19 protein-coding genes are annotated in these 19,098 nt (G+C 64.7%); 11 read left to right on the plus strand and 8 right to left on the minus strand.

Translation table 11 applies throughout. The features are described from left to right. From hisC to ACW7G1_RS07200, 7 genes are all read left to right on the plus strand, one after another. Nucleotides 1-1,086 carry a histidinol-phosphate transaminase gene (gene hisC / locus ACW7G1_RS07170; RefSeq protein ID WP_456979077.1) on the plus strand — a complete coding sequence of 362 codons (1,086 nt, stop codon included), beginning with the start codon at nt 1-3 and terminating at the stop codon, nt 1,084-1,086. A 5-nt stretch (nt 1,087-1,091) separates the two neighbouring features. After that, nucleotides 1,092-2,165, plus strand: coding sequence for a bifunctional histidinol-phosphatase/imidazoleglycerol-phosphate dehydratase HisB (hisB, locus tag ACW7G1_RS07175; protein ID WP_456979865.1), 1,074 nt, complete (start codon nt 1,092-1,094; stop codon nt 2,163-2,165). Continuing rightward, nucleotides 2,162-2,764 (plus strand): imidazole glycerol phosphate synthase subunit HisH, encoded by a 603-nt coding sequence (gene hisH, locus ACW7G1_RS07180; protein ID WP_456979078.1) that lies wholly within the window; start codon nt 2,162-2,164, stop codon nt 2,762-2,764. Before hisB ends, hisH begins: the two co-directional genes overlap by 4 nt. Then, entirely contained in the window at nt 2,764-3,570 is an 807-nt protein-coding gene (gene hisA / locus ACW7G1_RS07185) for a 1-(5-phosphoribosyl)-5-[(5-phosphoribosylamino)methylideneamino]imidazole-4-carboxamide isomerase (protein ID WP_456979079.1), read from the plus strand. Before hisH ends, hisA begins: the two co-directional genes overlap by 1 nt. Further along, a complete protein-coding gene (gene hisF / locus ACW7G1_RS07190; RefSeq protein WP_456979080.1) occupies nt 3,564-4,343 on the plus strand; it encodes an imidazole glycerol phosphate synthase subunit HisF in 780 nt (259 codons plus the stop codon). The genes hisA and hisF overlap by 7 nt, the downstream gene beginning before the upstream one ends. Continuing rightward, entirely contained in the window at nt 4,330-4,935 is a 606-nt protein-coding gene (gene hisIE, locus ACW7G1_RS07195; RefSeq protein WP_456979081.1) for a bifunctional phosphoribosyl-AMP cyclohydrolase/phosphoribosyl-ATP diphosphatase HisIE, read from the plus strand. The genes hisF and hisIE overlap by 14 nt, the downstream gene beginning before the upstream one ends. A 122-nt stretch (nt 4,936-5,057) precedes the next feature. Beyond that, nucleotides 5,058-6,755 (plus strand): calcineurin-like phosphoesterase C-terminal domain-containing protein, encoded by a 1,698-nt coding sequence (locus ACW7G1_RS07200; RefSeq protein ID WP_456979082.1) that lies wholly within the window; start codon nt 5,058-5,060, stop codon nt 6,753-6,755. Nucleotides 6,756-6,768: 13 nt separating this feature from the next. Here ACW7G1_RS07200 and mtnC read toward each other — a convergent pair whose 3' ends face one another. The 5 genes from mtnC to ACW7G1_RS07225 form a co-directional block, all read right to left on the minus strand. Next, a complete protein-coding gene (gene mtnC, locus ACW7G1_RS07205; RefSeq protein WP_456979083.1) occupies nt 6,769-7,452 on the minus strand; it encodes an acireductone synthase in 684 nt (227 codons plus the stop codon). A gap of 8 nt (nt 7,453-7,460) precedes the next feature. Next, the gene (locus ACW7G1_RS07210) at nt 7,461-8,018 is read right to left on the minus strand and encodes a 1,2-dihydroxy-3-keto-5-methylthiopentene dioxygenase (protein ID WP_456979084.1); all 558 of its coding nucleotides are present in this window, start codon (nt 8,016-8,018) and stop codon (nt 7,461-7,463) included. Continuing rightward, on the minus strand, nt 8,015-8,653 hold the full coding sequence (locus ACW7G1_RS07215; protein ID WP_456979085.1) for a methylthioribulose 1-phosphate dehydratase: 639 nt from the start codon (nt 8,651-8,653) through the stop codon (nt 8,015-8,017). Before ACW7G1_RS07215 ends, ACW7G1_RS07210 begins: the two co-directional genes overlap by 4 nt. Before the next feature lie 109 nt (nt 8,654-8,762). Beyond that, nucleotides 8,763-10,055, minus strand: a complete 1,293-nt coding sequence (locus ACW7G1_RS07220; RefSeq protein WP_456979086.1) for an amino acid permease — start codon at nt 10,053-10,055, stop codon at nt 8,763-8,765. A gap of 9 nt (nt 10,056-10,064) precedes the next feature. Further along, nucleotides 10,065-11,537 carry an amino acid permease gene (locus tag ACW7G1_RS07225; RefSeq protein WP_456979087.1) on the minus strand — a complete coding sequence of 491 codons (1,473 nt, stop codon included), beginning with the start codon at nt 11,535-11,537 and terminating at the stop codon, nt 10,065-10,067. A gap of 185 nt (nt 11,538-11,722) precedes the next feature. Here ACW7G1_RS07225 and ACW7G1_RS07230 point away from each other — a divergent pair, with 185 nt between their 5' ends. After that, complete coding sequence (locus tag ACW7G1_RS07230) at nt 11,723-12,301, plus strand: NUDIX hydrolase (protein ID WP_456979088.1); 579 nt, start codon at nt 11,723-11,725, stop codon at nt 12,299-12,301. A gap of 33 nt (nt 12,302-12,334) precedes the next feature. Here ACW7G1_RS07230 and serA read toward each other — a convergent pair whose 3' ends face one another. Further along, nucleotides 12,335-13,573 (minus strand): phosphoglycerate dehydrogenase, encoded by a 1,239-nt coding sequence (serA, locus tag ACW7G1_RS07235; RefSeq protein WP_456979089.1) that lies wholly within the window; start codon nt 13,571-13,573, stop codon nt 12,335-12,337. Nucleotides 13,574-13,700: 127 nt separating this feature from the next. On the opposite strand from serA, the gene ACW7G1_RS07240 reads away from it, so the two are divergent. From ACW7G1_RS07240 to ACW7G1_RS07250, 3 genes are all read left to right on the plus strand, one after another. After that, on the plus strand, nt 13,701-15,122 hold the full coding sequence (locus tag ACW7G1_RS07240) for an FAD-binding oxidoreductase (RefSeq protein ID WP_456979090.1): 1,422 nt from the start codon (nt 13,701-13,703) through the stop codon (nt 15,120-15,122). 102 nt (nt 15,123-15,224) lie between these two features. Next, a complete protein-coding gene (locus ACW7G1_RS07245) occupies nt 15,225-15,536 on the plus strand; it encodes a DUF2388 domain-containing protein (RefSeq protein ID WP_456979091.1) in 312 nt (103 codons plus the stop codon). A gap of 25 nt (nt 15,537-15,561) precedes the next feature. Beyond that, the gene (locus tag ACW7G1_RS07250; RefSeq protein WP_456979092.1) at nt 15,562-17,523 is read left to right on the plus strand and encodes a DUF7844 domain-containing protein; all 1,962 of its coding nucleotides are present in this window, start codon (nt 15,562-15,564) and stop codon (nt 17,521-17,523) included. A 172-nt stretch (nt 17,524-17,695) separates the two neighbouring features. Here the strand turns inward: ACW7G1_RS07250 and efpL are convergent, their stop codons facing one another. Both efpL and ACW7G1_RS07260 read right to left on the minus strand, forming a co-directional pair. After that, complete coding sequence (gene efpL, locus ACW7G1_RS07255; RefSeq protein WP_456979093.1) at nt 17,696-18,262, minus strand: elongation factor P-like protein EfpL; 567 nt, start codon at nt 18,260-18,262, stop codon at nt 17,696-17,698. A 15-nt stretch (nt 18,263-18,277) separates the two neighbouring features. Next, nucleotides 18,278-19,048 (minus strand): SDR family NAD(P)-dependent oxidoreductase, encoded by a 771-nt coding sequence (locus tag ACW7G1_RS07260; protein ID WP_456979094.1) that lies wholly within the window; start codon nt 19,046-19,048, stop codon nt 18,278-18,280. Nucleotides 19,049-19,098: the final 50 nt, after the last annotated feature.

Raw genomic sequence — 19,098 nt, forward strand, 5'->3', positions numbered from 1 at the left:
ATGCCTTCCGATCCACTCGTGCTGGTCCGCAGTGACCTGGCCGGTTTTTCCGGCTACTCCTCGGCGCGCACGGCAGCGTTGGATGGCGACATCTGGCTCAACGCGAACGAATCGCCGTGGCCGAATGTGGTTGATGGGGGAGACACGCTGCGCCGCTATCCCGATCCACAGCCCAACCGATTGCGCGCCGCGCTGGCACAGCGGTATGGATGTGCCCCATCGCAGCTACTGGTGGGTCGGGGCAGCGACGAGGCCATCGATCTGCTCGTGCGTGCCTTGTGTCGGCCGGGCGGCGATACGGTGCTGGTCACGCCACCGACCTTCGGCATGTACGCGGTGTGTGCACGCTTGCATGGCACCCGGGTGGTCGAGGTACCGCTGATCGATGGTGCGGACGGTTTCACCTGTGATTTCGAGGCGATCGCGCAAGCGGCCCAGACGCAAGCGGTCAAACTGGTGTTCCTGTGCTCACCCGGAAATCCGACCGGCAATCTGTTGCCGCTTGATGCCGTCGAAACATTGGCCCGCACCCTTGAAGGCCGCGCGCTGGTGGTTGTCGATGAAGCCTACGGTGAGTTCACTCAAGCGCCGTCGGCGATGTCGCTGCTCGCCCGTCAACGCAATATCGCGGTGCTGCGGACCCTGTCCAAGGCGCATGCCCTGGCCGGCGCACGCATTGGCAGCGTGATGGCCGATGCCGCACTAATCACGGTTTTGCAGCGCTGTCAGGCACCGTACCCATTGCCCTCTCCGTGCATCGATCTGGCCTGTCGCGCGCTGGAGTCATCGGCATGCGCGGCGACCGACGCCTGTGTGGTGAATCTGATCGGCGAGCGCGAGCGACTGTTTGTCGCACTGCAGGCCGCGACCGGAGTTCGCCGGGTCTATCCGTCCCGCTCCAATTTCCTGCTGGTGCGGTTCAACGATGCCCAAGCCGCCTTTGAGCGACTGCTTGCGGCCGGCATTGTCGTGCGCGACCAGCGCGCGACGCCAGGACTGGAGGATGCCTTGCGAATCACCGTCGGCAGCCACGCACAGAACACCTGTGTGATCGACGCGATCAACTCGCTGGAGACGGGCGCATGAGCACGTTGACGCCGATCCTGTTCGTTGATCGCGATGGCACCTTGGTAGAGGAGCCGGAAGACTTCCAGCTTGATCGTCTCGACAAGCTGCGCTTCATCCCCGATGTGATCCCGGCGCTGCTGAAGCTGCGTGATGCCGGCTACCAGTTGGTGATGGTGACCAATCAGGACGGACTGGGCACGACGGCCTTCCCGCAGGCGGATTTCGACGGCCCGCACGAGCTGATGATGCAGGTGCTGGAGAGCCAGGGCGTGAGCTTCCGCGAGGTGCTGATCGACACCAGTCTGCCATCCGACAACGCGCCTACGCGAAAGCCGGGCATTGGTCTGGCGCTGCATTATCTGAAGGATCGCAGCATCGACTGGTCGCGCTCGGCGATGGTCGGCGACCGCGAGACCGACAACGGCTTCGCACGCACCCTGGGTGTTCGCGCGTTCCAGTTGCGCACCCCGCAATTCGGCGGTGACTGGGACTGGCCGGCAATTGCGCATGTACTTGCCGATGCGCCGCGCACGGCGAGCGTGGAGCGCAACACCCGGGAGACCCGCATCCGCGTCGAGGTCGATCTGGATCGCGTTGCCGAGCCGAGCATCGCTACCGGATTGGGATTCTTCGACCACATGCTGGAACAGATCGGCAAGCACGGGGGCTTTGCTTTGAGTCTGCACTGCGATGGCGACCTGCATATCGATGAGCACCACACCATCGAGGACAGCGCGCTGGCGCTCGGCCAGGCATTGCGCGAAGCCTTGGGCAGCAAGCGCGGAATCGGCCGCTACGGATTCACCCTGCCGATGGACGAGACGCTGGCGACGGCGGCACTGGATTTTTCCGGGCGTCCCTGGCTGGTCTTTGATGGCGAATTCCAGCGTGAGCGCATCGGCGATATGCCGACCGAGTTGGTGGCGCATTTTTTCCGCTCGTTGTGTGAAAACGCAGGACTCAACCTCAACCTGCAGGTGCGTGGCGACAACGATCACCACAAGGTCGAGGCCTGTTTCAAGGTCGTTGCACGCGCGCTGCGCCAGGCAATCAAGCGCGAAGGCAGCGAGCTGCCCAGTACCAAGGGTCTGCTGTGAGCAAGGTGGTACTGATCGATGCCGGTGGCGCCAATCTGGGGTCGGTACGTTACGCGTTGGAGCGATTGGGCACACAGGTACAGGTCACCTCCCGCGCCGAGGACATCGCATCGGCCGAGCGGGTGATCCTGCCCGGCGTTGGCGCTGCGGCTGGCGGCATGGTGCGACTGCGAGAGCTGGGTCTGGTGGAGGTGCTGCGTGACCTGCGGCAACCGCTGCTGGGGATCTGCCTGGGGATGCAGTTGCTGTACGACTCATCCGAAGAAGGTGAGGTGGAATGCCTGGGGCTGATTCCGGGCCGCATCGCCAAGTTGACCCCGGACAATCTCGCGTCCCGGGTACCGCACATGGGATGGAATCGCCTTCAGGTCCGACGAGAGGACCCTCTGCTCGCGGGCATCGATGACGGTGCCCAGGTGTATTTCGTGCACAGCTATGCCGCGCCGCTTGGCAACGCCACCCTGGCGAGCAGCCGTAACGGCCAGGAGTTTTCGGCCGTGGTGCGCAGCGGCAACCGCCACGGCATGCAGTTCCACCCCGAGCGATCCGCAGCGGTCGGCGCGCGCCTGCTGGCCAACTTCCTGTCGGTGTCATCGTGATGAACGACGAAAACCCCTTCCTGTCTGCCAACGCCACACCGGATCCCAACGCGGGTGATTCGGCGTTTCTGGTCTATCCCGCCATCGACGTTCGCGATGGCCATGTGGTGCGCCTCCGACAAGGCGACTACGCGCAAGAGACGCGCTATGCGGGGCTTCCGCAGGTCGTGGCCGACCGCTATGCCGACGCCGGTGCGGCCTGGCTGCACCTGGTCGACCTGGACGCAGCAAGGGCCGGTGGCTACACCTTGCTCCCGTTGTTACGCACACTGAAGTTCGAAACAGGGTTGCGGATACAAACCGGCGGCGGTGTACGCAACCAGGGCGATGTCGAGGCCGTCCTTGCTGCGGGTGCCGAGCGGGTAGTGATCGGCTCGTTGGCGGTACGCGAGCCAGAACTGGTGATTGACTGGCTGCACCGGTTCGGCAGCCAGCGGATCACGGTGGCGCTGGATGCACGCCAGACCGCCGACGGCCGTTGGCAATTGCCGACGGCGGGTTGGACACAGGACAGCGGCGAGCAACTGGAGCCTTTGCTGCGGCGTTACGCCGACGCCGGCCTGCAGCATTTGTTGTGCACGGATATCGATCGCGACGGCATGCTCGGTGGCCCCAACCTGGACTTGTACCGCCACATCCACGCGCTGGCGCCCGGCGTGCAGTTGCAGGCATCAGGCGGCATCCGTGATGTCGCCGACATTGCCGCTGCACGCGAGGCGGGTTGCGCCGGCGCGATCCTTGGCAAAGCGCTGCTGGATGGACGCCTGGCGCTGGCCGATACGCTTGCGGAGCAACGCGGGTGTTGAGCCGCCGCATCATTGCCTGTCTGGATGTTCGCGATGGCCGCGTGGTCAAGGGCGTGCGTTTTCGTGACCACGTCGACATGGGCGATATCGTCGATCTGGCGCAGTACTACCGTGACCAGGGCGCGGACGAACTGGTGTTCTACGACATCACCGCCAGCCCACAAGGACGCAGTGTGGATTGCACGTGGGTAGAGCGTGTCGCGCGGGTCATCGACATTCCGTTCTGTGTCGCCGGCGGCATCCGCAGCGTCGAGGATGCGCGTGCGGTGCTGCATGCGGGGGCGGACAAGATTTCGATCAACACCCCGGCACTGCAGCGGCCTGGGCTGGTGACCGAACTCGCCGATGCCTTTGGCGTGCAATGCGTGGTGGTCGGCATCGACAGCTTGCTTGACGCCGATGGCCAGTGGCGTGTGCGCCAGTTCACCGGCGACGCTGCACGTACCGAGGCGCTGCCGATGCCCACGCTGGATTGGGTGGTCGAGGCACAGCGTCTGGGCGCGGGCGAGATCGTTCTCAACTGCATGGGCAGCGATGGCGTGCGCGAGGGGTACGACATTGAGCAACTACGCGCCGTTCGCCAGGTTTGTCGCGTGCCGCTGATCGCGTCTGGTGGCGCTGGGGCGAGTGAGCATTTTGCTGCGGTGTTTCATCAGGCAGACGTGGACGGCGCGCTGGCCGCGAGCGTGTTTCATTCCGGTGCCGTCCGGATTCCCGCGCTGAAGCGGCACCTGCAATCACAGAACATCGAGGTTCGTCATGACCGAAGTTGATCCCGACTCCCTGGCCTGGGACCAGCGCAGCGGCTTGTTGCCGGTAGTAGTGCAGGATGCGTCCAATCTGCGTGTGCTAATGCTTGGCTACATGGATCGCGCCGCGTTGCGGGCGACGTATGACACCGGCAAGGTGAATTTTTTCAGTCGTAGCCGGCAAAAGGCGTGGTTGAAAGGCGAGACCTCCGGGCATTTCCTGGAGGTGGTCTCGATCCAGACCGATTGCGATGCTGACACCTTGCTGGTGCAGATCCACCCGCAAGGCCCAACCTGCCATCTGGGCAGGAGCAGTTGCTTCCCGAACGCTCCCGGCGATTTTCTGGTCGATCTCGATCACCTGATCAAGCAGCGGGAGTGCGAGCGCCCGGAGTCCAGTTACACCACGGGCTTGTTTGAATCGGGCCTGCGTCGGATCGCCCAGAAGGTCGGCGAGGAGGGCGTGGAAACCGCACTGGCGGCTGTTACACAGGATGACGTCGCTTTGGCCGGTGAGGCCGCCGACCTGATTTTTCATCTGCAGGTGTTGCTGCGCGCGCGCGGCCTGTCGCTAAGCGACGCCGTGGATGTTCTGCGCGCCCGCCACAAACCCTGATGAACGGCGCGACTGATGTGGCTCCTGCATGAAGCGATGTTGACCTCGGCGGGCGACCTGCACCTCTAAGCGGGCATGCCGCGCTGCTACGCTTCACGAACCACGCCATCGGAAACCGCGTCATGCCCGAGTCGCCCTTGCTGCCCGTCCAATCGTCATCGCTGTCGTCATGGCGGCGATGCTTGCCGGCGGTTTGTGTTGCCGCCGCCATCGCCATCGCGGCGATACCCGGCCATGCCGCACCGACACCTGCTACCGAGTTTTCCGGTAAGACTTTCCTCGACGGCAATGGCAACGGCACACGTGATCCGGGTGAAGCCGGTGTCGCGGGGGTCAAGTTGTCCAACGGGCGTGACATTGTCCACAGCGCCGCCGATGGCAGCTACTCGATTCCGATCCGACCAGGCGACACCGTATTTGCGATCAAGCCCTCCGAGTATGTGTTCGCCAAGCGGGATGACGGGCTGCCTGCGTTCTGGCAACACTACTTCCCGGACGGCTCGCCGACGCTGAAGTACGCGGGTGTTCCCAGGCAGTCCAGCCGGCGGATGGACGTGGCCCTGCACCCGATAAAGGCGCCCCCGGGCGATCTGGACGTCGTGGTGTTGGCCGATCCGCAGGTCAAGTCGCTGGCCGATGTCGACTATTACGCCCGCGACATCATCGCCTCGATCCGCGGCGATGCGCTCCATGGCGACGCGCCAGCCCGGTCCCCGGCGCAGTTGGGCCTGAGCCTGGGCGATATCGTCAATGACGATCTCTCGCTGTATCCGTCGATCAACACCCATACCGCATCGCTCGGCGTGCCGTGGCTGCATGCGGCGGGTAATCACGACCTGGATTTTGATGCGAGTCGCGATGAGGACTCGCTGCTCAGCTTTCGTCAGACTTTCGGCCCTGACACGGTGGCGTGGGAGGAGCGCGGGGCTGCGTTCGTCCTGCTGGACGATGTGATCTATCAACCGGGGCAAAAGCCGTCCTATATCGGCGGCCTGCGCGAGGATCAGTTCGAGTTCCTCCAGGCCTATCTGCCGACCGTGGACAAGAATGGCTTGCTGGTTATTGGCGCCCACATCCCTTTCTTCGACACCTCATCGATCCCGGGCACGGAGACATTTCGTGCGGCCGATCGTGAACGTTTGTTCGCATTGTTGAAGGATTTTCCGAACGTGTTGCTGCTCAGCGGTCACGGCCATGTGCAACAGCACGTTGATCACGGGGTCAGCAATGGTTGGCACGGTCGTCAGCCACTGCACGAGTACAACCTGGGTGCCGCCTGCGGCGCGTTCTGGTCCGGGGCGAAGGACGCGGCCGGAATTCCCGATGCGACCATGGCCGATGGCACGCCCAACGGTTATGCACGGCTGATGGTCGGGCAGGGCGGCGAGTACGCGTTGAGCTGGCATCCGGCGCGCCTGGGATCCGATGATCCGGCCCGCACGGCCGCCATGTCCCTTCACGCGCCGAAAGTGCTGCGTCGCGGCGCGTACCCGGCCTGGGGTGTTTACGCCAACGTGTTCATGGGCATGGACGATAGCCGGGTCGAATACCGGATCGATGAGGGTGACTGGAAGCCGATGCGGCGCGTCGAACAGGCCGATCCGGGCCTGCTGGCCGAGAACGTCCGCGACGACGAGGCCAGTGCCCTGCGCGGCTTTGACCGCTCGCCGGAAGCCAAGCCCAGCCGGCACCTGTGGCGTGGCGCGTTGCCGACCGACCTGCCGACGGGCGAGCACCGGGTCGAAGTCCGCGTGTTTGACCCGTGGCAAGGCGAGCAGCGGGGTGAAACCCGCTACCAACTGCAGGCCGCTACCGAGTAGCTTAAAGCGTCGGCTAGACGGCGCTGAACGATTCCATGCGGCGGTGGCCGTTGGCCTGTGCGGCCGTGCGCGGCTGCGGGTAGTCCTCGATGCGGTCGATCAGCACGGTGTCCATGCCGGCATCGCGCGCGGCATCCAGCTCGGCGACCACGTCGGACAGGAACAGGATCTCCGATGCGGGCAGGCCGATCGAGCTGGCGATTTCGCGGTAGCTGTCGGCCTCGCGCTTGCCACCGACCTCGGTGTCGAACCAGCCCGAGAACAGGCCGGTCAGGTCTCCGGCATCGCTGTGGCCGAAGAACAGCCGTTGCGCCGGCACGCTACCGGAGGAATACACATACAGCGGCATGCCATCGGCGTGCCATTGACGCAGGGCATCGGCGGCATCGGGGTAGATATGGGCGGTGAAGTCGGCCGACTGGTAACCCTCGGCCCAGATCATTCCCTGCAGCGCTTTCAACGCGGTGTGCTTGCGATCCTCGTCGATCCAGCCCTGCATCACCTCGGCGATCATTGCGTCCTGGCACATGCCGCCCATCTCGGTGGCGACCATGTCCAGCCACTTGCGCACCGCGGGTTCCTGGCCTCGTGCCTTGACGAAGCCGGGCAGCGCCCGCCGCGCATACGGGAAAAGAACGTCGCGGACGAACGAGATGCTGCTGGCAGTACCTTCGATGTCGGTGAGGATGGCTTTCATCGGCGTGCTCATCGGGCCTCACCGGGTTCGTGGCGCGGAAAGCGCTGGGCGATGTCGGTGCCGGTGAAATGGCCGACCCAGCCGTCGGGCTGCTTGAAGAAGCGGATCGCGATGAAGTCCGGCTCTGCGCCCATGTCGAACCAGTGGGTGGTGCCATCGGGCACCGAGATCAAGTCACCCCGTTCGCACAAGACCTCATAGACCTTCTCGCCCACGTGCAGGGTGAACAGTCCCGAGCCGGCGACGAAGAAACGGACCTCGTCCTCCTTGTGGAAATGCTCGTCCAGGAACGTTTTCCGGATCTCCGCGCGCTTGGGGTTGTCGGCCCCCACGCTGGCCACGTCCACGCTCTGGAAACCGTGTTGTGCGACCAGCCGGTCGATGTCGGCGCGATAGGCCTGCATGATTTTTTCCGGCGGGTCGCCGGGCGTGACCGGTTGGCTGGCTTCCCACTGCTCGAAGGCGACACCAATGGTCGCCAACTCACGGGTGATCGCGGCCTGGTCGCTGGTGGCCAGCAACGCCGTGGCCGGTTGCTCGTGGTTGAATATCCGCAGTCGGCTCATCGTTGCAGTTTCCTCAGCTCCAGTTCGCATCCCAGCAGGAAATCGAACGCCTCCAGGTGGCGTCGCGCCTCGGCCATGTCGGCCCCCCAGGCATACAGGCCGTGACCATCGATCAGATAGCCCCACATCCCACGGCTGTCGAGCAGCGCATCGACCTGGGCGGCGAGGGTGTGCATGTCCTGGCTGTTGGGCAGCACCGGCAAGTCCAGCATGGTGTCGTGGGTGGTGTTGCCCGTGAACGCCTTGAGCATCTCGTAGCCTTCCAGATGTACGTGGCCGATGCCGGCATACAGTCGAGAGGCGACGGTCTGGTTCTGCGAATGGGTGTGCAGGACGCAACCGATCTGCGCGGAGCGCTGGTAAAGCCGGGTGTGAAGCAGGGTCTCGGCCGACGGGCGCTGGTCGGTGGCGACCGGCCGGCCTTCCAGGTCGACGACCATGATCTGGGCCTCGGTCAGCCGGCCCTTGTCGCCGCCAGAGGCGGTAATTGCCACGTGCCGGGCGTCCAGCCGATGCGAGAAATTGCTGCTGGTCGCGGGGGTCCAGCCGGCAGCTGCCAGTTCGCGCACGTTGACGATGATCTCGCCGGCGCAATGCTTCAGCTGTTGCGGGTCGTAGGGCAGGGCAGTGTTCATGCCTCGATTCTAGCAATCCGGAGCGCATCTGGCCGTTGTCCGTTTCACACCCCGAAAACGACGACGGCGCCGTTGCCCGCGCCGTCGTCGTTGCCATCGGGGTCCATCGTCAAGCGGCGGGAAGCACCTTGCGTCCAAATACCCGGTAGGCGATCCAGGCGATCAGGGCCACGACCGCCGCCCCAAGCAGGATGACCGGGTCCGACGACCACAACAACAACCCGCAAGCGACCAGTGCACCCACCCCCAACAAGCGGTCGCCACTACTGGAGCGACGGGCCTTGGTGCCCATCACCAGGCTCAAGCCGGCGGCGGCGTAGGCGATGACCACCAGCGACACCACGGTGCCAATGATGATCTCGAACTGGCCGGACACGGTGGGCGACAGGGTGAAGAACGCGATGGCAGTCATCGACAGGCAGACGATCACCAGACCCCATGCCGCCGCACCGCGGCGATTCATGCGGGCGAAGATACCGGGCAGGAACCCACGCTCGGCGGCGCGGGCGCCCGATTCACCGGTCACCATCATCCAGCCACCCAGGGTGCCGGTGGCCTTCAGCGCGGCCGCGGCCGCGATCGCAATGGCCGCCCAGGGTCCGAATATTTCGGCGGCAACCAGCGCGAACGGAGCGCTGGAGGCGGCCAGGTCCGCGGCCGGAATGATGCCCATCACCAGCACGGACGAAATCAGGTAGATCACGCCTGCGATGGTGATGCCCGCCAGGGTGGCGATGGGTACGTTCCGGTCAGGATTGCGGACCACGCCGGCGACCATGGCGCCCGTTTCCAGGCCGACGAAAGCCCAGAAGATCGGCGCCAGGGAGCTGAAGATCACCGAGCCGTCGGACTCGCCAGTGACGTTCCAGCCGGCGTCGTAGATACCGCGGTCGAAGCTGCCCCAACCGAACATCAACACCATGGCTACCGGCGCCAGCCCGAACACCACGCAGAACGACTGGAACTTCGCCACCGGTCGCGGCCCCAGCAGGTTGAGCGCAAACATCAGCCAGATCAGGCCGACCTGGCCGGCAACCTGCACCTGCGGGTTGCTGCCATCGAATGGCAGCAAGGTGACCAGATAGCCAAACGCGGCCACGGCGATTGCGTTGTTGCCGATCCACGATGAGGCCCAATAGAGCGTCGTGGCCAGGAAGCTGACGTCGCGGCCCAATGCCGGCCGCACGTAATCGTCGGAAGACTCCAGGTTCGGATAATCGCGGGCCAGTCGGGCGAACGCGCCACCCAGTACCAGCGCCAGCGCGGTTGCGAGCAGCCAGCTGATCGCGGTAACCGCACCGGAGCGGGCGAGGGTGGCCGGCAACAGGAAGAATCCGGAGCCGATCATGTTGTTGGCCACCAGGAAGGTGGCCAACACGGGGCCGATCTTGCGGACGCTCATTGCGGCAGGCTACCGGTTGTGCAGCTTGCTGTGGCGATAGCCATAGAGCCCGTAGATCAGCGCGCCGACCACGATCCAGCCCAGCAGCAACGGCCAGTGCGACTTGAACGGCTGCCAGAACAGGTACAGGCACGATGCGACGCCCAGCGGGCAGATCACGATCGCCATCGGCACCCGGAACGGGCGTGGCAAATCAGGCTGGGTGAAGCGCAGGATCAATACGCCAGCACTGACGGTGGCAAACGCCAGCAAGGTGCCCATCGACACGATGTCGCCGAGGAAGCCAACCGGCAGCAGGCCGGCCAGGATCGCGGCAACCACGCCGACGATGACCGTGCCGATATACGGCGTGCGGTACTTGGGATGAACCTTGCCGAACAACTTTGGAATCAGGCCGTCCTGCGCCATCGAGTAGAAGATCCGTGGCTGCGCCATCAGCATCACCAGGATCACCGATGACAGCCCGGCGATGGCCGCCAACTCGACCAGGGTCTGCAACCAGCCCAGGGTCGGGAAGCTGTCCAGTGCGGTGGATACCGGCTCCGGTGTGTTCAGCAGGCGGAAGTCCACCATGCCGGTCAATACCGCCGCCATCGCGATATAAAGCACGGTACAAACCGCCAGCGAGCCGAGAATCCCGACCGGCATGTCGCGCTGCGGGTTCTTGGCCTCGCCTGCCGCCGTGGATACCGCATCAAAGCCGATATAGGCGAAGAACACCACGGCCGATGCGCGGATCACGCCTTGCATGCCATAGGTGTCGCCACCCTGGTTTTCCGGGATGAACGGCTGCCAGTTTGCCGGGTCGACGAACTGGATGCCGAAGGCGATGAACAACAGGATCACGGTGACCTTGATCGCGACGATAAACGAGTTGACGAATGCCGACTGGGTAATGCCGACATAGCCCACACCGCTGACGGCGGCGATGATCAGCACCGCTGGCAGGTTGACCAGCGCGCCGGTGCCGATGAACTTCTGGGTGGCGGCATCGAAGGTGTATGGCGCACTTGCCAACGCCGCCGGCAGGGCCAGGTTGAAGTTGCTCAGGAACGCGTTGAGGTAGCCGGACCAACCGACCGCTACCGTGGACGCGGCAAACAGGTATTCCAGTATCAGACACCAACCGATGAACCAGGCGACCGCCTCACCCAGGGTGGCGTAGGAGTAGGAGTAGGCGCTGCCCGAGACCGGCAGCATTGCCGCGAACTCGGCGTAGCACAGCCCGGCGAATGCGCAGGCGATGCCGGCGAAGATGAAACTGAGCATCACCGCAGGTCCGGCGTACTCGGCCGCGGCCTGGCCGGTCAGCACGAAAATCCCTGCGCCAATCACGGCTCCGACGCCGAGCAGTACCAGCTGGCTGCGAGTCAGGGTGCGCTTGAGTGTAACTTCGCCCTCAAGGCTGCCCTCGAATGGCTCGCCTGCATCGACGTGTCCTGCCGGTGCAATCGGCTTGGTGACTAACAGTTCCTTGAGCATCCGGATCCCCAGCTGATTGTCGACAATCGCGATGACTGCCGTGAGTGCTATACCGACGCGTACCACGTGCGAAGGGGCGCGGGCCACCTTACCCCAGCGGAGAAACGTCCGGCAAGCCGGCTTGCGGCGCCCATCACAGTCGATAACATCGGGTAGTAACCAGCCCTCAGGACGTACCCCGGCGTATGCACGCAACCCCCCAAACCCATCCTTCTGCCAACCCGGCCATCGACACGCTTCGGCTGGAGTTGGACCGTTACTGCCAGCGTTGGCCCGACGAAACCGGAGTGGTCGGGCAGTTCCAGCAGTTGTTGGACGACGCCGACGATCCGTTCGTACGCGGCCGGCTGGCGGGCCACTTCACCGGCTCGAGTTGGCTGGTGGACCGCACCGGCACGCGGGTGCTGCTGACCCACCATCGCAAGCTGGGTCGTTGGCTGCAGCTGGGAGGCCACGCCGATGGCGACCGTGACCTGTCACAGGTCGCGCTGCGCGAGGCCGAGGAGGAATCCGGCCTGACCGGGCTGCGCGTCGACCCCGCGTTGTTCGACCTGGACCGTCACTGGATCGGCGAGCGCGCGGACGTCCCCGGGCATTGGCATTACGACGCGCGCTACATCGTCCATGCCGGCGAGGATGAGGACTACGTCATCAGCGCTGAGTCGCTCGACCTGCAATGGCGCGATATCGCCGGCATTGCAGGCGAAGCGTCCACGGATCCGTCGCTCAGGCGCATGGCAGGCAAGTGGCTGCAGCGCCGGTGAGCGCTCGCGGTAATGGCCGCTGCACTGGAACGATCAGTACAGCACTCGCGTGCGTAGGGTGCCGGTAATCGCCGACAGCAGCGTCCTGAGTTCCGTCGCCTGGGCATGGCTGGCGCTGATGTCGATCACCACGTAGCCCACGTCCGCGTCGGTGCGCAGGAACTGGCCGTCGATGTTGACGCCACGCTGGGAGAAGATCTCATTGACCTGCGACATCACGCCCGGCACGTTGCGGTGGATATGCAGCAAGCGCAGGCTTCCGGTGTGCTCGGGCAGGGTGACCTCGGGGAAGTTGACCGCCGACAAGGTTGACCCGTTGTCGCTGTAGCGGATCAGCTTGGAGGCGACCTCCAGCCCGATATTGTCCTGCGCCTCCAACGTGCTGCCGCCGATATGCGGGGTGAGGATCGCGTTGTCGATGCCGACCAGGGGCGAGCTGAAAACATCATTGTTGCTGCTCGGTTCCGCCGGGAATACGTCTACCGCCGCGCCGCCGATGTGGCCGGATTTCAGGGCGTCGGCAAGCGCGTCGAGATCGACCACCTTGCCGCGGGAAGCGTTGATCAGATGGGCGCCCGGGCGCATCCGTGCGATCTGCTGCGCACCGATCAGGTCGCGGGTGGTCGGCGTCTCCGGTACATGCAGCGTCACCACCTCGCTGCGCGCCAGCAAGTCATCCAGGCTGGCGGCCTCGCGTGCGTTGCCCAGCGTCAACTTGGGTTCGATATCGTGGAACAGCACCTGCATTCCCAGCGCCTCGGCGATCACCCCCACCTGGGTGCCAATGTGGCCATAGCCGACGATGCCGATGGTCTTGCCGCGGATCTCGTGGCTGCCAATGGCCGACTTGGACCAACCACCGCGATGACAGCTCGCGCTCTTCTGCGCGATCCCGCGCATCAGCATGATCGCCTCGGCAATGACCAGCTCGGCCACGCTGCGGGTGTTGGAGTAGGGCGCGTTGAACACCGGGATGCCGAGTTTTTCGGCCGCATCCAGGTCGACCTGGCTGGTACCGATGCAGAAGCAGCCGATCGCCATCAGTCGCCGCGCCTGCCCCAGCACCTCGGCCGTCAACTGGGTGCGCGAGCGGATGCCGATGATGTGCGCCTGGGCGATCTGACGCTTCAGCTCGTCATCGGGCAGCGCCTTGTCGTGGACCTGTATCTGCGCGTAGCCGGCGGCGCGGAATTTTTCTATGGCGTTCTGGCTGACGCCTTCCAGCAGCAATACGCGGATGTCGTTTTTCGGGTACGAGGTGGTGGGGGTCACGGACGGGACTCATTGAACAGAGAACCGAATATCGCAGAAACCCCGGCGGTTTGCTGCGTCGCACCACTGGACGTGCGGCTGGTGCTGCTGGCAGGCTGAAGTCCCATCGCGCTGCGGCGACCATTTGATGAACGACCCGCGTTTGAACACCTTGCTGGCAACCATTCCCGGTTTGCAGGTCAAGACCGACCCGGACGACCTGGAGTACTACGGTCGCGACTGGACCCGGCGGTGGACGCCGGCGCCGCTCGCAATCGTGTTGCCTTCAAACATCGAACAGGTGCAGGCGGTCGTGCGCTGGGCCAACCAGCATGGCGTGGGAATCGTGCCGTCGGGCGGACGCACCGGACTGTCGGGCGGCGCGGTCGCGGTCAATGGCGAGGTGGTGGTCAGCCTGGAACGGATGAACAAGGTGCTGGAGTTCGACCCCATCGACCGCACGTTGACCGTGCAGCCGGGCATCGCGCTGGAAGCCGTGCACCAGGCGGCGCGCGAACATGGCTTGCTCTATCCGGTGGATTTCGCCGCACGCGGTTCGTGCTCCATCGGCGGCAACATTGCCACCAACGCCGGCGGTATCCGGGTGGTCCGCCATGGCAACACCCGCGAGTGGATCGCCGGGCTGAAGGTGGTAACCGGTGGCGGCGAGTTGCTGGAGCTCAACCGCGGGCTGGTCAAGAATTCCAGTGGCTACGATCTGCGCCACCTGTTTGTCGGCTCCGAGGGCACCCTGGGCATCGTGGTCGAGGCGAGCTTGCGGCTGACCGACCTGCCGCCGCCGTCAAGCGTCATGTTGCTGGCGCTGCCATCGTTCGGGAAATTGATGCAGGTATTTGCGGCCTTCCGCGAGCGCCTGCCATTGGAAGCGTTCGAGTTTTTCACCGACGTGGCAATGCGTCATGTCGTTGAGGGTGGCGCGCAAGACCCGTTTGATGAGTCGTACCCGTACTACGTGCTGGCCGAATTCGCCGTCGGTGACGAAGCCCGGCAGGCTGCTGCGCTGGGAGCATTCGAGCATTGCCTGGAAGCGGGCTGGGTCAGCGATGGCGTGATCAGCCAGAGCGATGCCCAGGCCGCCGGATTGTGGCGACTGCGCGAGGGCATTACCGAGAGCCTGGCGCGCTACCGGCCCTACAAGAACGACGTCTCGGTCAGACTCTCCGCGATGCAGCCGTTCCTGGCCGAAACCCAGGCACTGCTGGCGCGTGAGTACCCGGATTTCGAGGTGGTCTGGTTCGGCCATATCGGCGATGGCAACCTGCACATCAACGTACTCGCGCCAGATGACATGGCAACCGATGATTTCGTGGCCCAGTGCACGCGGGTGACCGACCTGCTGGCGGCGTGCCTGCAGCGCCACGGCGGCAGCATTTCTGCCGAGCATGGTATCGGTCTGGTCAAGAAGCCCTGGCTGGACAGCACCCGGTCGGCGGCGGAAATCGAAGTGATGCGTGGCATAAAACGCGTGCTGGACCCGGCAGGCATCATGAATCCGGGCAAGTTGTTCGATCCGGGACCATCCTCGGAAGATACGCAGCCGCCTAGCTGAACGTCCGCAATACCGAGGTTGTCAATCGATAACGTCGGTCGTGCCGCAGGCGGGTAACCTGCAACCGCCATTCTCTTGCTTACCCCCAATGGAACCCAATCGATGACCATTCACTCTCGCCTGCTTTGTGTCCTGCTGCTTGCCAGCGCCTCTTCGATCGCTTCGGCGTCCAGCTTCTACACGCTCTCCGAAGCGATAAGCGGCGCCGTTGGCGGCACCTCCGCGACCAGCAGTTCAGCCGGCGACGACAAGATCGTCATCGCTGCGCGCGACGATGCCGCCAGCTTCGTGGCCACCGACGGTGATATCCGTGGCGTGCATCTGGAAGCGGCGTTCGTGCGGTTGCGCGGGCAGTTGCAGCAGGCGCGTGACGCCAGCGACCTTGAACTGGCACGGGCCATCCTCGCGTTGTGATCCCGGCGGTGGTGGGTCCCGTTACATGAAGGGTTGGCGCGCGGCACGGTCGCGCGTTTATTTCGCGGCACTGTTGTTGCTATCGGGATGGGCACCCGCGCACGCCGCGCTACGCCTGCAACTGGACACCCGCGGGCTGGAGCCGGCGCAGGTCGTTGCCAGTCAGGAACTGCTGGACCAGGCCCTCGCGCGGTTGCCTCCGGGCTTTAAGGATTCGATGGACCAACAGGTCGTGGTTCGCTGGGACGAGGTGCTGCCTCACGATGCCTGGGGCCGGGCGGAACACCGTGAGCTGCTGCTCAACCGCCGGCTGCTGGATGGATTGACCGACGGTACGGCTGCCGGGCGCGCGAGCCGCCGCGATGCCACTCGCACCGACCGCAGCCAGCGCGATGAGCTGATCGCCACGGTATTGCACGAACTTGCCCACTTCCATGACCGCGTCCATGGGTTGTCCGATGACCCTCGCTTGCTCGACCTGGCCGGGTGGCAGGTCAAGGCCCGGTGGTTCGGTGCGCGCCAATCGGAGAACCGGTTCGTCGATCGCAGCCCGGACCCGTACGAACTCACCAGCCCACGCGAGTTCGTTGCGGTCAATCTGGAGTACTTCCTGCTCGACCCGTCCTATGCCTGTCGGCGGCCGGGGTTGCACCGGTTCTTCCGGGATCATTTCGGCTGGGCGCCGTCGCACCCGCAGTGCCCGCAGGGGTTTGTCTATCTGAACGCGGGTAGCGCGGCAGGTGATGACGCCTCCGGCACTCCGCAGGTCTTGAACGTGCTCGACCCGGAACGCGTCTACGCTGTCGAATACCTGCTGGCCGAGGGCAACGAGCAGTTGATGAGTCGCTGGGGCCACAGCATGTTGCGGCTGGTGGTCTGTGCGCCCGGGCGGCCGCGCGGGCCGGGCTGCCGGCTGGACCTGCAGCATCACCTGGTGCTGTCGTTCCGCGCCTTCGTCAATGACGTGCAACTGTCCAGTTGGCGTGGACTGACCGGCTCCTATCCATCGCGACTGTTCGTGCTGCCGCTGGAGCAGGTGGTGGAGGAGTACACCAAGGACCAGTTGCGCGCGCTGCAATCGATCCCGTTGGCGCTGGACCGCAGCCAGATCGAGGGCCTGCTGGAGCGCGCCGCAAAACTGCATTGGAGTTACGACGGCCGCTATTATTTCGTCAGCAACAACTGTGCGGTGGAGACATTCAAACTGCTGCATGACGGCGTCCCGCAGCTGGCCCAGGCGGGGTTGGCGGCGATTACGCCGACCGGCCTGCTGACGAAGCTGGATCGGCGCGACCTGGCCGATACCTCGGTGCTGGACGACCCGCACGAGGCGCGCCGGCTGGGTTACCGCTTCGACTCGTTTCGCGAGCGTTTCCAGGTGATGTTCGTGGTTGCGCGGCAAGAGCTGGGGCTGCCGCAAAGCGAGGTCGAAGACTGGTTGGCATTGCCGCCCGGCGAACGGCGCGTCTGGTTCGATCAGGCCGGGTTGCGTGCCAGTGCCGCGTTGTTGTTGCTGGAACAAGCGGCATTGCGTCGGCAGGTATTGCTGGCCCAGGAAGATCTGAAACGGCGCTACCTGGGCGCGATGATGGCCGGACGCGACGACGGGCCGAACAGGCAGCCGAATGCCGCGGAGGATCCCTTGCCTGCGGGCCAGACGGCGCCAGGTGGCGAACCTGCCGATGCCGGTGCCAGGCTTCGCCAGATCCTGCAGCACAGCGGGTTCCTCAGCCGCCCGGCCGGGTTGCTCGCTGCGAGCGACGGCTATGGCTTGCCGCAGCCCGCCGAGATCCAACGCCTGGCGCTGGAGAGTGGGCGCCGCAAGGCACGTCTTGACGAGCTCAACCTCCAGCTGCGTAATGAAGTCAAAGCGCTGCTGGATCCCGACCTGCGCGCCAACCTGGAGCGCACACGGGACAACGTGGATGCGCTCGGCGAGCGGTTGCGGGTGTTGAACCAGCGCGATTCAGGGTTGGACCTTCCATAGGGAAGGTCTGAACAATTCGTTTTGATCGTCACTCCCGCGTCCTACTGGACTTCCTGCGGTCGAAGGCGGGAGTCCAGGGACGTTGCCCATCAGAGGCTGACGTCCATGGATCCCCGCCTTCGCGGGGATGACGCAGTTGTTCAGACGATTCTTGGCGAGCCGGCGCAGGCGATCAGTCGGCGCGACCGGCGAACTCGCCACTGGTTGTGCTCACCAGTACCCGCTCGCCGGTGCCGATGTACTCGGGGACCATGATCTCAAGACCGGTTGACAGCTTGGCGGGCTTGGGTCGCTTGGTCGCCGTGCCGCCTTTGAGTTCGGGCGGTGTCTCGATAACCTCGATCGCAACGCTGGCCGGCAATTGCAGCCCGACCGGCAGCTCATCGATGATCTGCACATAGCACCCCGAAAGGCCATCGACGATATAGCCCGACGCATCGCCGACCACCGCCGCGTCCAGCATGTAGGGGCTGTAATCCTCGTCATCGAGGAACACGAATGCATCGCCATCCCTGTAGGAGTAGGTCACCTGGCGACGGCTCAACTCGACCTCCTTGAGGTCCTCGTCACCGCCCAGACTGAGATCGAACTTGTTGCCGCCGGGCACCGAGTACATGGTGAAACGGAACTTGACGTTGCCGCCCCGGCCTTGCGGCGAGCTGCGCTCGATGTCGCGCACCTGGTAAATGGTGTTGCTGTACTCGACCACGTTTCCTTTCTTGACGTCTGCGGCTTTCATTGGGTTCTTCCGTAGTTACCTGGGTGCCAGGCGCGTTGCGCCATCGAGACGGATGGTCTCGCCGTTGAGGTAGGTGTTGCCGAGGATGTAGGCGACCAGGTCCGCGTATTCCTCCGGCTTGCCCAGCCGGGAGGGGAACGGAATGGTCGCCGCCAGCGATTGCTGTACCGACTCGGGCATGCCGTCGACCATCGGCGTCCAGAACACGCCCGGGGCGATGGTCATCACCCGGATGCCAAAACGGGCCAGCTCGCGCGCCATCGGCAGCGTCATGCCCACCACACCACCCTTGGATGCGGAGTAGGCGGCCTGGCCGATCTGGCCCTCGTAGGCGGCCACAGACGCGGTGTTGATGATCACGCCGCGCTCGCCATCGGTGCCGGCCTCGTTGTGCTGCATCAGGTCGGCGGCGGCCTTGGCGACGTTGAAGCTGCCGACCAGGTTGACCATCACCGTGGCCTGGAAGCGCGACAGCGGCATCGGCCCTTCCTTGCCCAGCACGCGGCCGGCACCCAGGATGCCGGCGCAGTTGACCGTGACGTTGAGGCCGCCAAGGAACTCCCGGGCCGCCGCGACACTGGCCACCACCGCGGCTTCGTCGGACACGTCGGTGCTGAAGAACCGTGCGCTGGTTTCGCCCAGCCCAGCCACCGCCGCCGCGCCTTTGTCCTCGTTGACGTCGAACAGGGCGACCTTGCCGCCATGCTTGACCAGGTGCTGCGCGACCGCCAGGCCCAAGCCTGAAACGCCGCCGGTGATGATGGCGAGGGTAGTGGAGAGCTGCATGGGAAACCCCGAATAGGAAAGCCGTAATTCTAGGCCAGCGGCGCGGGGGC

The organism is Lysobacter sp. A378, assembly GCF_054052125.1.